Source organism: Nocardia alba NBRC 108234, from assembly GCF_001612665.1.
Classification (GTDB): Bacteria; Actinomycetota; Actinomycetes; order Mycobacteriales; family Mycobacteriaceae; genus Nocardia; species Nocardia alba.
On sequence record NZ_BDAX01000001.1, the window covers coordinates 74,994 to 88,635 of the forward strand.

General features: G+C 67.1%; 13 protein-coding genes. 7 read left to right on the plus strand and 6 right to left on the minus strand.

The window, feature by feature from the left end; genetic code table 11:
- Position 1: 1 nt before the first annotated feature.
- The gene (locus NA12_RS00350) at positions 2–1,261 is read right to left on the minus strand and encodes an acyl-CoA dehydrogenase family protein (protein WP_067444478.1); all 1,260 of its coding nucleotides are present in this window, start codon (positions 1,259–1,261) and stop codon (positions 2–4) included.
- A 37-nt stretch (positions 1,262–1,298) separates the two neighbouring features.
- Complete coding sequence (locus NA12_RS00355; RefSeq protein WP_243654854.1) at positions 1,299–2,318, minus strand: SMP-30/gluconolactonase/LRE family protein; 1,020 nt, start codon at positions 2,316–2,318, stop codon at positions 1,299–1,301.
- A 148-nt stretch (positions 2,319–2,466) separates the two neighbouring features.
- Here NA12_RS00355 and NA12_RS00360 point away from each other — a divergent pair, with 148 nt between their 5' ends.
- Entirely contained in the window at positions 2,467–3,654 is a 1,188-nt protein-coding gene (locus NA12_RS00360; protein ID WP_067444481.1) for a PucR family transcriptional regulator, read from the plus strand.
- Between the two features lie 249 nt (positions 3,655–3,903).
- Here the strand turns inward: NA12_RS00360 and NA12_RS33440 are convergent, their stop codons facing one another.
- On the minus strand, positions 3,904–4,269 hold the full coding sequence (locus NA12_RS33440; protein ID WP_132369818.1) for a hypothetical protein: 366 nt from the start codon (positions 4,267–4,269) through the stop codon (positions 3,904–3,906).
- A gap of 3 nt (positions 4,270–4,272) precedes the next feature.
- The gene (locus NA12_RS00365; RefSeq protein ID WP_132369819.1) at positions 4,273–4,701 is read right to left on the minus strand and encodes a hypothetical protein; all 429 of its coding nucleotides are present in this window, start codon (positions 4,699–4,701) and stop codon (positions 4,273–4,275) included.
- Between the two features lie 305 nt (positions 4,702–5,006).
- Between NA12_RS00365 and NA12_RS00370 the strand changes: the two genes are divergently transcribed.
- Complete coding sequence (locus NA12_RS00370) at positions 5,007–6,212, plus strand: helix-turn-helix domain-containing protein (RefSeq protein ID WP_165914791.1); 1,206 nt, start codon at positions 5,007–5,009, stop codon at positions 6,210–6,212.
- 3 nt (positions 6,213–6,215) lie between these two features.
- On the opposite strand, the gene NA12_RS00375 is transcribed toward NA12_RS00370, so the two are convergent.
- The gene (locus NA12_RS00375; RefSeq protein WP_067444490.1) at positions 6,216–6,608 is read right to left on the minus strand and encodes a YunG family protein; all 393 of its coding nucleotides are present in this window, start codon (positions 6,606–6,608) and stop codon (positions 6,216–6,218) included.
- Positions 6,609–6,820: 212 nt separating this feature from the next.
- Here NA12_RS00375 and NA12_RS00380 point away from each other — a divergent pair, with 212 nt between their 5' ends.
- The 4 genes from NA12_RS00380 (at position 6,821) to NA12_RS00390 (ending at position 9,832) form a co-directional block, all read left to right on the plus strand.
- Positions 6,821–7,393: a TetR/AcrR family transcriptional regulator gene (locus tag NA12_RS00380; protein ID WP_067444493.1), complete on the plus strand. Its 573-nt coding sequence runs from the start codon at positions 6,821–6,823 to the stop codon at positions 7,391–7,393.
- Between the two features lie 98 nt (positions 7,394–7,491).
- Positions 7,492–7,620: a hypothetical protein gene (locus NA12_RS34510; RefSeq protein ID WP_255284059.1), complete on the plus strand. Its 129-nt coding sequence runs from the start codon at positions 7,492–7,494 to the stop codon at positions 7,618–7,620.
- A complete protein-coding gene (locus tag NA12_RS00385) occupies positions 7,617–8,564 on the plus strand; it encodes an oxidoreductase (protein ID WP_067444496.1) in 948 nt (315 codons plus the stop codon). The genes NA12_RS34510 and NA12_RS00385 overlap by 4 nt, the downstream gene beginning before the upstream one ends.
- A 185-nt stretch (positions 8,565–8,749) precedes the next feature.
- A complete protein-coding gene (locus NA12_RS00390; RefSeq protein ID WP_067444499.1) occupies positions 8,750–9,832 on the plus strand; it encodes an LLM class flavin-dependent oxidoreductase in 1,083 nt (360 codons plus the stop codon).
- Here NA12_RS00390 and NA12_RS00395 read toward each other — a convergent pair.
- Positions 9,819–12,080 carry a CocE/NonD family hydrolase gene (locus NA12_RS00395; RefSeq protein ID WP_067445190.1) on the minus strand — a complete coding sequence of 754 codons (2,262 nt, stop codon included), beginning with the start codon at positions 12,078–12,080 and terminating at the stop codon, positions 9,819–9,821. The genes NA12_RS00390 and NA12_RS00395 overlap by 14 nt on opposite strands.
- A 190-nt stretch (positions 12,081–12,270) precedes the next feature.
- On the opposite strand from NA12_RS00395, the gene NA12_RS00400 reads away from it, so the two are divergent.
- Positions 12,271–13,587 carry an MFS transporter gene (locus NA12_RS00400; protein ID WP_067444502.1) on the plus strand — a complete coding sequence of 439 codons (1,317 nt, stop codon included), beginning with the start codon at positions 12,271–12,273 and terminating at the stop codon, positions 13,585–13,587.
- Positions 13,588–13,642: the final 55 nt, after the last annotated feature.

A 13,642-nucleotide genomic window follows, 5' to 3' on the forward strand; every position in this document is an offset into this window, starting at 1 on the left:
GTCAGCTCCTGTCGGTGTGCTTGGCCAGTTCGAGGCGTCCGACCAGGTCCAGGTGGACTTCGTCGGGGCCGTCGGCAAGGCGGATGGCGCGCGCGGTCGTCCAGGCCGCCGACAGCGCGAAGTCGTCGGACAGACCCGCGCCGCCGTGGATCTGCATGGCGAAGTCGATGACCTCCTGCGCGACGGTAGGGACGTGCGCTTTGATCTGGCTGATCTCGCTCAACGCCCCGAACGCGCCGACGGTGTCGAGTTTCCACGCCGCGTTCAACACCAGCAGGCGTGCGGAGTCGATGGCGATGCGGGCGCGGGCGATGCGTTCGCGGTTGCCGCCCAGGGCGGCCAGCGGCTTGCCGAAGGCACTGCGGTCGAGTCCGCGACGGCAGGCGGCCTCGAGCGCGGTCTCGGCGAGTCCGATGAGGCGCATACAGTGGTGCACCCGGCCGGGACCCAGTCGGCCCTGGGCGATCTCGAACGCGCGGCCGGGTCCGAGCAGAATGTTGGCGGCGGGCACGCGCACGTCGTGGAACGAGACCTCACCGTGCCCGAATGGCTCGTCGTAACGGCCCATCGCGGGCAGCATCCGTTCCACCGTGACACCAGGAGAGTCGACCGGGACCAGCACCATGGTGTGGCGGTGGCGTTTGGGGGCGTCGGCGTCGGTGAGGCCCATGAACACGATCACCTGGCAGTCGGGGTGCCCGATACCGGTGGTCCACCACTTACGGCCGTTGAGTACGACTTGATCGCCGTCGAGGACGGCGGTCGCGGCCATGTTGGTGGCATCGGAGGAGGCGACATCGGGTTCGGTCATGGCGAAGGCCGAACGAATGCTGCCGTCGAGCAACGGGTCGAGCCAGCGGTCACGCTGGGCTCGGTCGCCGTAGTGCAGCAGCACCTCCATGTTTCCCGAATCCGGTGCGTTGCAGTTGAATACGTGCGGTGCGAGGAATGATCGACCGGTGAGCTCGGCGATCGGGGCGTAGTCGGTGTTGGACAGCCCGGCCCCGCCGTGCGTGCCGAAACGTTGTGCGTAGTCTCCGGCGTGCGCGGCGGGCAGGAACAGATTCCACAGCCCTTGTTCGCGCGCCTGCGCCCGCAGCCGGCTCAGCAGCGGTAGCGGCGTCCAGGGGTCATCGCCGCGATCGCGCGCCGTGCTCACCTGCCGGTGGTAGTCCGCTTCGACCGGGACGATCCGGTCTTCGATGAATCGGCCCACGCGTTCGATCAGGTCGGCGGCACGGGCACTGGGAGCGAAATCCATGATCTCCTCGATCGTTGAGAAAAGTGAACGCCTGGGCTCACGCCGGGACGTGGGTCACCGCGACGGCAGATTCGTGCAGACTGCCCAGCACCAGCGTGCGATCGTGTTCGGCGACGCTGGTGACCATGCTGTATTCCTCGGGTCCGCGTTGCAGATCGTGCACGATCTGCCCGCTGTCGGGGTCGACCCCCAACACCCAGACCGTGCGTTCGGGTGCGGGCTTGACCCGGTCGGGCACCCGCCACAACAGTGACCGAATCCACGGGGGGCGGTCCGCGAGCGCGTCGAGGAGCCTGTTGCGTGGCGAAGCCAGACTTACCCAGATCAGCCCATCGCTGCCCACCGAGATGTTGTCGGGGAACCCCGGAAGGTTGTCGATCAGGATCTCTCGCTCACCGGCGCGTGGTCCTCGCAGCCGGAACCGGTTGAGCCGGTACGCGGCGGTCTCCGCGACGATCAGGGCGTCACCTCCCGGTTCCACGGCCAGGCCGTTGGCGAAGTGCAACCCCTCCCACAGCACCGTCACCTGCCCCGAGGGCGCGAGCGCGATCAGTCGGCCGGTACCGGAATGCTCGAACAGATCACCCATCCACTGCTCGAGGAACCACCGCTGCGAGGACTCGGTGAAATAGATCGTCCCGTCGCCGGTTCGCACAACGTTGCTCGCGAAACCCAGCCGCTGCTCGTCTACCGTCTCGACCAGCACTTCCAGCCCGCCGCCACCCTGGTCCCAGCGCAGCAGGCCCCGGTGCGCGTCGCAGATCAGGAGCGATCCGTCGCTGTCGGCATGGAGGCCGAGGGGCCGCCCACCGGTGGACACCACCGGCCACACCTGCTCCCGGTGGGGATCGATCCGCAGGATCGCGCCGTCGGCTGTGCCGGTGTAGATCATGTCGTCGGCCCCGAAGACGACGTCCTCGGGCCCCGTGCCGGGCAATTCGATTCGGTGGATCACGGGCATCGGCGGTGCGCTCGCCTTCACCCTGGCTCGTGGGGGAGCGGAGGGTGGCCGCCACCGTATCGGAGTCATCTCGCCGCGGCGGATCACCTCGTTCATCACCTCTCCCATTCGGTGCGGCTACTTGCCGACACTCGATGTGCATATGCCATCCTGTAGGCGAGACATGGTCGATGAAATAGGCAGATCACCTCAATTGACTGTGCATGTGCACAGCCTGGTGTGAAATCGGCGAAAAGGAGCGACAGTGGTTGCGGACGATTCCCCGGTGATGGTGTTCGATGAGGATCGCCGCGCGATCGCCGGTCGGATCGCTGCCATCATCTCCGAGGTCGACCCCGAACTCGATGACATCGCCGCCGACCTGACCCGGCTCTACCGGGACAGCATTCCCGTCTACGACCAGGTCGACCCCGACTCGATCGAACACAACACTCGGCTGGTCCTGCGGATCGTCGTCGGTCAGATGCGCGCCGAGTCCTCACACACCGGTTTCCGGGAACTGTCCGATCTGGCCCGCATCTGGGCCGACCAGCGGATACCGCTGGAACTCGTCGCCCACAGCATCCAACTCGGCGCTCGCCGGATCTTCGAGCTGATCCGGCGCCGGGCCGCCGCTCAGCAACTGCCCGCCGCGCTCATCGACCAGATGCAGAATCTCACCTGGGAGTGGGCCACCGCATCGGCCACCGCCGTGCACATGGTGCTGCAACAACACGCCGTCACCGCCGCCACTCGCCGCGCCGACTTCCTGCGCCGCCTCCTCGACGGCAACCTTCCACCCGCCCTGCTCACCCGAGAAGCCGGTGAACACCGCCTCGACCCGGCCCGCCACTACCGCGTCGCCTGCACCCGCTGGAGCGACACCGCCCCCGCCTCCGACCTCCTCGCAGCGCTGCGTGCCCACGCCGCGACACCCGAGCATCCCGTCGTCCACACTGTCGTGGACAACCACCTCATCGCCCTGCTGCCCCGCTATCCCCGCGAATGGTCACCGGCCGCGCCGGTGGCGCTCGGCCCGGCGGTACCGCTGACCGACGCCCACACCTCGTATCGGCACGCGCTGCGAATTCTGCACCTGGCCACACGATTCGACCGGCACGGCCTGCTCGACCCCACCGCTCTCGGCCCTCTGCCGCTACTGGACTGCGCCGAAACCACCGCCGAGGCCCTGCACGCCAAGCACCTCGCCCCGCTGAACGAACACGGCGGTGCCGCGACAGAGATCACGGCCACCGTCGAAACCTACCTCGACTGCGACCGCCGCATCGACGACACCGCGAGCGCCCTGCACCTGCACCGCAACACCGTTCGCAACAGGATCACTCGCTTCGGCGAACTCACCGGCCTCGACCTCGACCACACCGAAGACCTCGTCCTCACCTGGTGGCTACTCAAACGCAACCCACCGATCCCGCCGACCCGGTCCGCATAGGGAAGCCGTCCGCGAATCCGGCAACGAAGATCCGCCAGTTCTCAGCACGACTCGGCCGCGACTAACGAACAAAAAATTGGTTCGATTTAGCAAGCACAAACCCCTGGCGTGAATATGCCACTACGGAGCTACATTTCGCCAACATCTACGAGTGGCCGGATGTCGGCGCACAAGGTTGAGTTCTCGACGACACGAATGGCGCTTGCAGCTTTCGGCATGACGTGTCGCCCGGAGGTTGCCGCTGCTAGCTCAATACGGCCGGCGCGAGGTATCCGGCGTCACCCGTCCCGCCTCGATGAGTGTCCGGAAAGCGACAGCCTTCCTGTCGCACCCATCCAGGCGGCAGCTCCGATGCACCTGCATCTCGCGGTGGGCTTCATCGGCCGTGAAGGGCCGATCTGGTGCATCGTGCGTCCACGAGTTCGGCCAGATGTTCAATACGGCATCGGTTGTCGATGGCGTTGACCCAGCATTACCGCCCGATGCCGGCGTGGCCGCGCTTGCACTGCCCAGATCTCCCGGCCACCGTGTCGCCATCATCACCACCGAAGCAAGCAGTGCAATCGCTGCCACGCCTGCGGACGCGGCGAGGAGCAGGTTCAGCCATATCGGCATGACTTACACCCCCGCAGGCAGACGTCGTCCGATTTCGATATCGGCTGCCAGGGCGTCGTAGCCGTCGCACAGTTCCATCAGCAACACTGCTTCGGGTGGATCGCTGACATCAGGTGCGCAGGCGCTCAGCAGTTCCCAAAGCTCGGCCATCCGCGCGACAACGTCCCCCACAGCGCGGTTTCGTCGGTAGAGGACTTCCTCCGCCAACCGTTCCTCGCGCTGGCAGGCCACCAGGTCGAAGGCCGGGTCGAGGATGTCACGACCAGCGATTGGCAGGACCCCTGCGAGCGAGGCAATGATCATCTCCGATGACGGGAGCGGTCCGACGAGTGCCTGGTCGGTAGTTGTATCGACCAGCTCGAGGTCGTTGGCGTGATGCGACTGTTTTGTCGTTGCGATGAAGTGCTGCATGGCAATCGAATTCGTAGTCATCGAGATCCTCCGTGACAGAGCAACCGAAATTGGCGGCGGTACCCGGCACCGGGGGCCTTCGCCACCGATCTGCCACCCACGGGTAAACCGGTGCGCCGCTGAGGGGTTGCGGCGTCAGCCCGGTACCGGGTACGCATTGGACGGTAAGCCCCGAAAACTGCCTGTTTCGCCTTGAAATAGCCAGTCCCCGCGCCGTTATACGGAAATCGGTATATGTGCAGACGGGCCGAAACCGTAGGGCGTGGGCGTCCTACCCGGCACAACCCAAGTAGGCTCGGCCGCTCAGGGGGTATCCGAAAATGTCTATGACAACGGGCGAGACCATCCGGCGGATTCGTCAGTCCATCGGGATGACTCAGGCGGATCTGGGTGCGCTCCTTCATTTCACTCAACCGGCAATTTCACAGCTGGAGCACGACGGTCCCGCCAGCTACGATCTCCGCGTGTTGCGCCGTGTGGCCATCGCACTCCAAGTGCCATTGGCCTTACTGGCGGCCGAGTCGGACGAGGAGGCGGACGTGCGGCGTCGCCAGTTTTTCAAGACGGGCGCGGTTGGGGTTGCTACGGCTGTCGGTGGGAACAAGCGCCAGGAGATCGCTTCGTCGGCATCTTATGAACCGAAGGTCGGCGCCACGGATGTTGAACGAATCGCCAAGAGCATCGACAAGATTCACGAATTGCAACTGATGGCTGGCGGTGATCGGTTGTGCGAGATTGCCTCCAACGAAGTGCGCTACGTCGAGCAACTTCTCGATGGTGGCAGCTACAGCGACAAGGTCGGCAAAGCGCTCACCAGCGCCGGTGCTGAGATGATGACCGCCGCAGGTTGGGTGCATTACGACGCCGGCCGCTGGAAGGATGCCAAGCGCTACTACGCCGATGCGGCTCAGGCTGCCACCGTCAGTGGTGACGGCATCGCCGCCGCACATACCTGGATCAACGCCTGCCTGCTGTCGTATCGGGAAGGTTCACGGCCGAAAGAGGGAGTGCAGCTCGCCCAAGCCGCACAACTCGCCGCCAGGCGAGAGGGTGGCCCGAAGCTGCGGGCACTAGCCGCAATTCGTGAGGCCGAGGCGCTCAGCGTCATCGGCGATCGTTCGGCGATGGTTGGTGCGGTCAATCGGGCGCACCGGGCATATGAATCAACCAGAGGTCATGATCCGGCCTATCTTGTCCATCTGCCGGAAGCGCAGCTCAGCGGACTTACCGGCCTGGCGTTCATGCGGCTGGGCGACCACAATGAAGCTGCCGTGTATCTGCGATCCGCCATCGACGGCACCGCGGCCTACCCGCGTGAGCAGACTGCCTGGCAGGTTCGCTTGGCTGAGAACTATGTTCAGGCCGGGGCGATTGCCGATGGCTGCGGGGTACTCATCGAGAACTTCGCGGGGATCAGCAAGGTGGCCTCGACCCGACTGCAAACAACGCTCACCGAGATCGCGGATGAGCTGCGTCAGCATGTAGCGGTGGCGGAAGTACGCGAGTTCTTCGGGCTGTGGACTGCCCGATGATCCCTAGCCACTGAGGCGTTCGGCGACCCGCGTACGCAGTAGTTCGTAGCGCTGTTTGGTGTGCTCGTAGGAGAGGCAGAACTCGCGCGTTGAGGGGAAGCCCTTAGTTTTCGGTGCCGGTTCGGAGAACTGGGTGTGTTCCGGGAATTGCTCGGAAGTGAGATCAACCGGCCTGCCGTCGATGAGATTGAAATAGTGGGAGACAGTATCCCCGCTGGGCAGGGTGGCGGTGGTGTGGAGGATATCGCCGCCCAGATGATCGTTAACGACGCAGGCGGTCACGGCACACTGACCCTTGGAGCGGTTGCTCTCGGTCCAGGCCGCGGAAGCGCTCGTGTCGGCTGACCAGGCGGATCGGATCGCTTGGCCGAGTGCTTCGAGCGGGACGATAGCCATGTAGTCGAGGGTATCGCGGCCATACGGTGAGGGCGGCCGGAAGGCCCGGCAGCACCAGTGGAATGAATGGGGACTGTGAACGTGCTCTCGATACTGAGCACGGGTTCGACCACCGACGCCATGATCGGCAGGTAGCGGCGGGTGAGCGAGTCCTGTGGCGCTCCGCCATATTGATTCTTTACACCTGGCTAGCCAGGTGTAAATATTGAGCTATGGATGCGGCCACGAGCACAGACGGAGGACGGCGAGCGTTGCGCGGTCGAGCGGCCGAAACGGTCGAGCGGCTGCTCGACGCGGGCCTGGAAGTGCTGTGCGAGCAAGGATTCGAGCAGCTGTCGATGCGCGAGGTCTGCCGGCGCGCCGGGGTGACCCACGCGACCGCGTACGGCTACTTCTCCGCCAAGGAACATCTGGTCTCGGAGATCTACTGGCGGCGAGTGCGAGCATGGTGCGAGACCCCGCTCGCGGACGGCACCCCGCTCGAGCGCCTGGACGCGGTGTTCGCCGAGCTGGCCGCGCTCTCGGCCGCCGAACCCGAGCTGAGTATCGCGGCCTCAGCGGCGGTGCTGAGCCGCGATCCTGATGTGGGCCGGGTGCGTACGCGCATCGGCGCGGCCATGAGCGCGCGCACCCGCCGCGCGGCCGGTGACTATCCCGCCGACGTGCTCACCGCCCTCGACATAGCGGTCAGCGGCGCGATGGTGCAGGCGGGCATGGGCTATTTCTCCTACCCGGAGATGGCGAATCGCCTGAGCTCGATCGCCCGCTTGGTGTTGCGCCCCTGAACTTTTCGATCCATCGCCGGGTGCGCGTCATGAGCCCGCCCCGGCACCCGCTGTACCGAACCGCGCGGCGGTTCGCGGATAGATGAGGACACCCGCACATGAGTTCAGATCGCGCCGAATTGGATTTGTTCTGGCAGGCCGCGACCAGCGGTCCCCAGCCGGGTCACTACCCGGGCCTGGAGCAGATGAGCAGCCCGCTGTGGCCGGTCCCGGCGGTCGATCTGTGACCGGCGCACGCGAGCCGCGCTGGTCCCTCGACAGCGCCGGGGACCAGAGCGGGCGCATCGCGGTGGTGACGGGTGCCAACACCGGCATCGGGTTGGAGATTGCCCGTGACCTGGCGCATCGGGGTGCGACGGTCGTGCTGGCCTGCCGCAACGCCGAGCGGGCCGCCGCGGCCCGCGCGGACATCCTCGCCGGTGCCGCCGACGCGAGCGTGTATGTCGAGGAGCTCGATACCAGCAGTCTCACCTCGGTCGGCCTGTGTGCCGGTCGATTGCGCGAGCGCTGGCCGGTCATCGACCTGTTGATCAACAACGCCGGTGTCATGGCCAAACAGCACACCGTGACCGAGGAGGGCTTCGAACTCGACTTCGTGACGAACTTCCTCGGGCACTTCGCGCTGACCGGGCACCTCGCGGACACGTTGTCCGCCGCCCCCGCCGCCCGGGTCGTGACCGTCAGCAGTCTCACCCACCGTCGTCGCAACGCGACCCTGGACTACGACGACCTGACCCTGCATCGCGGCTTCGACTCGGAGCTGGCCTACGCGCGTTCGAAGATGGCGTCGATGACGTTCATGATCGAACTCCAGCGGCGGTTCGCGGCCTCCGGTTCACGCGCGATCTCGCTGGCCGCGCACCCCGGCGGTGTGCGAACAGGCATTCTGCGCGAACAGAATCGCCTGGTTCAGCTCGTGTACAGCCCCCGAATGACCTGGCTGACAGGGTGGTTCACCCAGGGCACCGTCGAAGGCGCCGAGCCGATCCTGCGCGCGGCCCTCGATCCGAACGTGGAAGGCGGCGAGTTCTTCGGCCCCGGCGGGCGCGGGGAGCTCATCGGCCCATCGGTTCCGGTCGAGATCTCGCGCCGTGCACTGGATCCGGCTGCCGGTACGCGGTTGTGGGCGGTCGCCGAGAAGCTCACCGGGGTCTCCTTCCCCGGGGCGTGAGTGTTCCGGATCCGGCGGGTGCCCCCGATCCTCCGACGCTGTCGCCGGATATGGCCGGGGTGATCGCCCGTCGATTCGGATCATCCCAGTCATAAATCTCTGACGTGCAGACGGAGCGTGGAACTGTGTAGGTGTGCCGTGGCCGCGATTGGTCTGTCGGCTGATTGCGAAGGAGAGTTGTTGTCATGGGTGAGCCGCACTTCCACTGGTACCTCCCGACCTCGGGTGATGGACGGGAAGTGATCGGTGCGTTGCAGTCGGCGGGCGTCATCGGCACCGCGTCGGCGCACCGGGCGCCGAGCCTGGACTATCTGACGCTGGTGGCGAAGACGGCCGAGCAGCTGGGATTCGAAGCTGTGCTGACACCGACGGGGACCTGGTGCGCGGATGCCTGGATCACCACGGCGGCGTTGATTCCGCAGACTTCGCGCCTGAAGTTCCTCGTGGCGTTTCGGCCGGGGCTGATCACGCCGACCCTGGCCGCGCAGCAGGCGGCCACCTTCGCCCAATTGTCCGGTGGCCGAGTCGCCCTGAACGTGGTGACCGGTGGCGACGCGGAGGAGCAGGCGCGGTTCGGTGACCGGCTGTCCAAGACCGAGAGATACGCCCGGACCGACGAGTTCCTGCAGGTGATCCGGAAGGCGTGGACCGGCCAGCCGAGTGATTTCTCGGGCAAGTACTACGACGTGACCGGTGCGATGGTGCTGCCCGCGCCGTCGCCGGTTCCGGAGGTCTTCTTCGGCGGGGCCAGCGACGCGGCGCGTGAGGTCGCCGCCAAGAACGTCGACACCTATCTCACCTGGACCGAACCGCCCGCCGCGGTGGGCGAGTTGATCGATGATCTGCGTCTTCGTGCCGAGAAGTACGACCGGAAACTGACTTTCGGCATCCGGGCGCACGTCATCACCCGTGACACGCACGAACAGGCCTGGGCCGAGGCGCGAAACCTGCTGTCGCGCATGGATCCGGCGATCATCGAGCTGGCGCGGGCTCGCCTGGCGCAGGGGGAATCGGAGGGGCAGCGCCGGCAGCTGGAACTCAATGCCGACCGGGACAATCTCGAGGTGTATCCCGGGTTGTGGGCCGGTTACGGCCTGGTGCGCCCCGGCGCGGGAACCGCGCTGGTCGGCAGCCACGCCGAGGTCGCCGACCTCATCGAGCAGTACCGCGCCGTGGGCGTCGACCATTTCATCCTCTCCGGTCAGCCGCATATCGAAGAGGCGTACTGGTTCGGCGAAGGCGTCCTGCCCCTGGTCAGCCGCCGTTGAACGCGGGCTGGTAGGTCCGGCACGGGGCACCGCGCAGTCCGGCGCAGACGGCAGGCCGCGGTGCGCCCGCGACAGCCGAGGCGATCACCGGCAACACCAGCGACGATCCGCCGGCTCCCAGCCCGATCGTGTCGACCACGAGGCCGTCCGTCGCGGGGGTGTCGAATCGCCACGACGTGCGGTCCCCGCCCGGCGCGGTGAGGGTGACCCGGATGCGCGATCCCGCGCGGAACGCGTGCGCCAGCGGGTCGATCGAAATCCGTGCCTCGCTGAACCCGGGCGGCAGGTCGGTGGGATTGCGGTAGGACCGGAGCGGTTGCAGAGCAGTCGCATTCGCGTCGACCGCACGATAGGACGAGCGCAGATAGCCGGTGGCCACATAGCTCTCCTGGCCGTCCGGGCGCACCTCACTGATCGTCGCCTGTAGATCGGTGACCGGGGCGGTACTGGCCAGCTGCAGATCCAGGCTGGCCGGTCCGGCCGTCACGATGTCGTGGTCCAGCACCGGCGAGGTGAACCCCACGCCGGCCTGTCCCGGTAGCGGTGCCCAGTTGTACGGCGGAATCGGCTGCCACGGAAGGTCGGAGGGGCCGACCACGTCCAGCGTCCCCGCCGGGCGGGCAGTCGGGTCGGGTCGAAATGCCAGGCTCTCCGACGGACCGGGAGCTGTCGACAGACTGCCGCCGCCACCCAGATGCCAGGTGGTGGGCGCGATCCGCGCCGAGGGCCACTCGTTCAGTCCCAATGACCAGGGGGCCGCGAGTCCACCCGCCCCGGCGGCTCCGGCGCCGTTGTCGTAGAAGACTTCGACGCGTGGCCGGGCGGCGAACGCGGCCTCGGCGGCCTGCACGGACGGCGTATTCGACAGGCGGGCGCTGTCGACCCGGATCGCCGGAGAGCGGGTGATAGCGGCGTACATCACGGTACTGAGCGCTTCCAGGGCCGGGGACGGCGGCGGGACCCGTTCCGCCACGAAGATGTTCAGGAACTCCCACCACTGACTCAAAATCTGCGGGCCGAGCGAATCGAAGTGCGCGCCATTGATCAATCGCACCCAGACGTCGGGATTCGCGTCGAATTCGTCGATGATGCGGGTCCACTGCGGGCCGACCTGTTCGTCTTGTAGCGCACCGGTCAGGAGCACCGGCACCCGTACCTTCGGAGCCCACGTCGCCGGGCTGCGGTGGTCGAACACCGCGGGCGTGCGATCGGGGTTGTCGGCGACCAGTTGCCGAAGGCTCGGAGTCTGCAGTCGCAGTGACTGATTGGCCGCGCAGTCCTGATCGCCGCGCTGGATCAGCTGGCGCACATAGGGTTGTCCGCCGGACGGGCCGGGCGCGGCATCGGATTGCCGCTCGGTGAGCCAGGTGTCGGCGAAACCGGTATTGAAGATCCCGCCGGGGAATCCGGTGGAGTGCAGATCGTCGGTGAGACTCATGGGGGCGATGGCGGCCAGACTCGGCGGCTCGGTTCCGGCGACGGCGATCTGCGAGATTCCCGAGTACGAGATGCCGACCAATCCGACCTTGTGCCCAGCGACCCACGGTTGGGCGGCAACGGTTTCGACCGTGTCGTACCCGTCGTAGACGGTCGGATAGTCGAACAGGTCATAGGCTCCGCCGGAGCATCCGCTGCCGCGCATCTGCACGCTCACCGAGGCGAAGCCGATGTCGGGGGCGAGTTCGGCGCCGAGGACCAGGCCGTTCGCCGGGGCGAGCGGGTCGCGGGCCTTGGCCAGCCCGGTGGCCGCACCCACGACCAGCGGGTTCGGTGCGGCGGTCTGATAGCCGGAATACTCGATGACGGTGGGAAAAGGTCCGTCCGCGAGGGTCTTTCCGGCGGGCAGCCGGACGAATGCCGCCAGTGTGATGTCGTCCCGCATGCGCAGGTAGTTCATGCCGGGTCGCAATCGCTGGTCCGCGTAGTGCGACTGGGGCGGTGCGGCGGTGTCCAGCACGCGAAAACTGTTGCCGCGCAGTCCATCGACCTGGAATCGGTAGTCCTCGCCCGGCGGCAGCTCGCGCACCAGAAACGAGCCGAGCTGATCGATGCTGCCACGGCCGACGATTCGCTCGGCCGCGTCGAGCAGCTCCACGCTCGCCCCGGGGGTGGCTCCTCGCAGGTATGCCGCGGTCACCGAGCCGTGGCCGGTACCGGCATCGGGTGCGGCCTGGGCCGCGGGCGTGGTGCCCAGTGCGGTGAGCGCGAGCGCGAACAGGGCGATGATCAGCCGTCGACGTGGGGGCACCGTGAACACGGTATTAGTCAACTGACCAGGAAGCGCTGATTGCAGTCAGCGCGGTTCTAATCCGGAACAAATCACGCTGAGCGAATCTGGTCGGCCTACGCCGCGGTCGGCATACAGTTCGGCGTCAGTCGGCACCACACCGGTGATCGACCTATTTCGAGTGGGAGCCGCACGATGATCGAACGTCGGCATGTCGCTCGATAGCCGGGCCGAGGGCCTGACCCGCCGCAGGATCGCCGCCTATGGTGTCGGCTCGGTCGGGACCGCGGTCTTCGCGACGGTCCCCGGGCTGCTGCTGCTGTACTACCTGACCGACATTCTGGGTGTGGCCGCCGGCCTGGCCGGCCTGGTCGTGGTGCTTCCGAAGCTCTGGGACGTGGTGTTCAATCCCGTCGTCGGGGCGGCCAGCGATCGCGAGGCGGTCCGCACCGGCCGCCGGACCGGGTTGATGCTGCGGGGCGCGGTGGCGCTGCCCGTGCTCTTCGCGGTGATGTTCATGTCGCCGTTCACCGGTGGTGTGGGCGCGGCGTGGGTCGCGGTCGTGTTCGTCCTGGCCGCCAGCGCCTTCGCGCTGTTTCAGGTGCCCTATGTCGGGCTGCCGGCGGAGATGGCCGCCGACCCGGCCACTCGAACCTCGGTCACCGCGCGGCGTGTCATCTACCTGACCATCGGCATTCTGCTCGGCGGTGGGCTCGCACCGGCGCTGGTGGCGGCGGGCGGCGAGGGACGCGCCGGATACGTGCTGATGGGCTCGGTCGTGGGTGTGCTGATGCTGGGTGCACTGGTCAGCGCGGCGATCGGCACCCGGTGGGTGCCGTCGAGTCCGGGCCGGGCGCTCGGGTTGGTTGCCGCCGTGCGCGCCGCCCGGGGCAACCGGGCCTTTTTCGCACTGCTGATCAGTTACGTCGTGCATGCCGTCGCGGTGGCGGTCATGCTGGCCGCCGCGCCCTATATCGCCACCTATTGGCTCGGCGGTCACGGACTGACGTCGGTGTTGTTCGTCTGCCTGGTCGCGCCGAGCGCGCTGGCCGTCCCGGTCTGGGAGAAGCTCGCGCGCCGCTTCGGGAGGCTGCGCTGCCTGACCGTCGCGACGGTCGGCTACGCCGTCGGTGCGGCGCTGTTGTTGCCGGCCATCGCCCTGGGCGGGCCAGGACCGGCGCTGGCACTGGTCGCGGTCCTCGGGATCTGCTATGCCGCACTGCAATTGCTCTCGCTGGCCCTGCTGCCCGACACCGTACTGGCCGACGCCGATCGCACCGGGCAGACGCAGGCGGGGACATTCACCGGCCTGTGGACCGCGGGTGAGACCGCGGGCATGGCGCTCGGGCCGGGTCTCTTCTCCGTGGCGCTCACGGTCTCCGGATACACCCCGACCACCTGGGACGTCCCGCTGACCCAGGCCGCCGAGGCGAAACTGGGCATCCTCATCGGATTCACCGTCGCGCCCGCAGTGCTCATGCTGGCGTCACTCCCAGCGCTGCGTGCTTTCGGCCGCAGACGTAGCTGAACAGTGGAGACAACCGTGCCCCGGTGCCAGCGATGGTGTCGATGGCATCCGGGCG

Coding starts and splice junctions, on each gene's coding strand:
- NA12_RS33440 (WP_132369818.1), bottom strand. CDS start 4,269: ATGCCGATATGGCTGAACCTGCTCCTCGCCGCGTCCGCAGGCGTGGCA.
- NA12_RS00350 (WP_067444478.1), bottom strand. CDS start 1,261: ATGGATTTCGCTCCCAGTGCCCGTGCCGCCGACCTGATCGAACGCGTG.
- NA12_RS00370 (WP_165914791.1), top strand. CDS start 5,007: ATGACAACGGGCGAGACCATCCGGCGGATTCGTCAGTCCATCGGGATG.
- NA12_RS00355 (WP_243654854.1), bottom strand. CDS start 2,318: ATGAACGAGGTGATCCGCCGCGGCGAGATGACTCCGATACGGTGGCGG.
- NA12_RS00400 (WP_067444502.1), top strand. CDS start 12,271: ATGTCGCTCGATAGCCGGGCCGAGGGCCTGACCCGCCGCAGGATCGCC.
- NA12_RS00380 (WP_067444493.1), top strand. CDS start 6,821: ATGGATGCGGCCACGAGCACAGACGGAGGACGGCGAGCGTTGCGCGGT.
- NA12_RS00365 (WP_132369819.1), bottom strand. CDS start 4,701: ATGACTACGAATTCGATTGCCATGCAGCACTTCATCGCAACGACAAAA.
- NA12_RS34510 (WP_255284059.1), top strand. CDS start 7,492: ATGAGTTCAGATCGCGCCGAATTGGATTTGTTCTGGCAGGCCGCGACC.
- NA12_RS00375 (WP_067444490.1), bottom strand. CDS start 6,608: ATGGCTATCGTCCCGCTCGAAGCACTCGGCCAAGCGATCCGATCCGCC.
- NA12_RS00390 (WP_067444499.1), top strand. CDS start 8,750: ATGGGTGAGCCGCACTTCCACTGGTACCTCCCGACCTCGGGTGATGGA.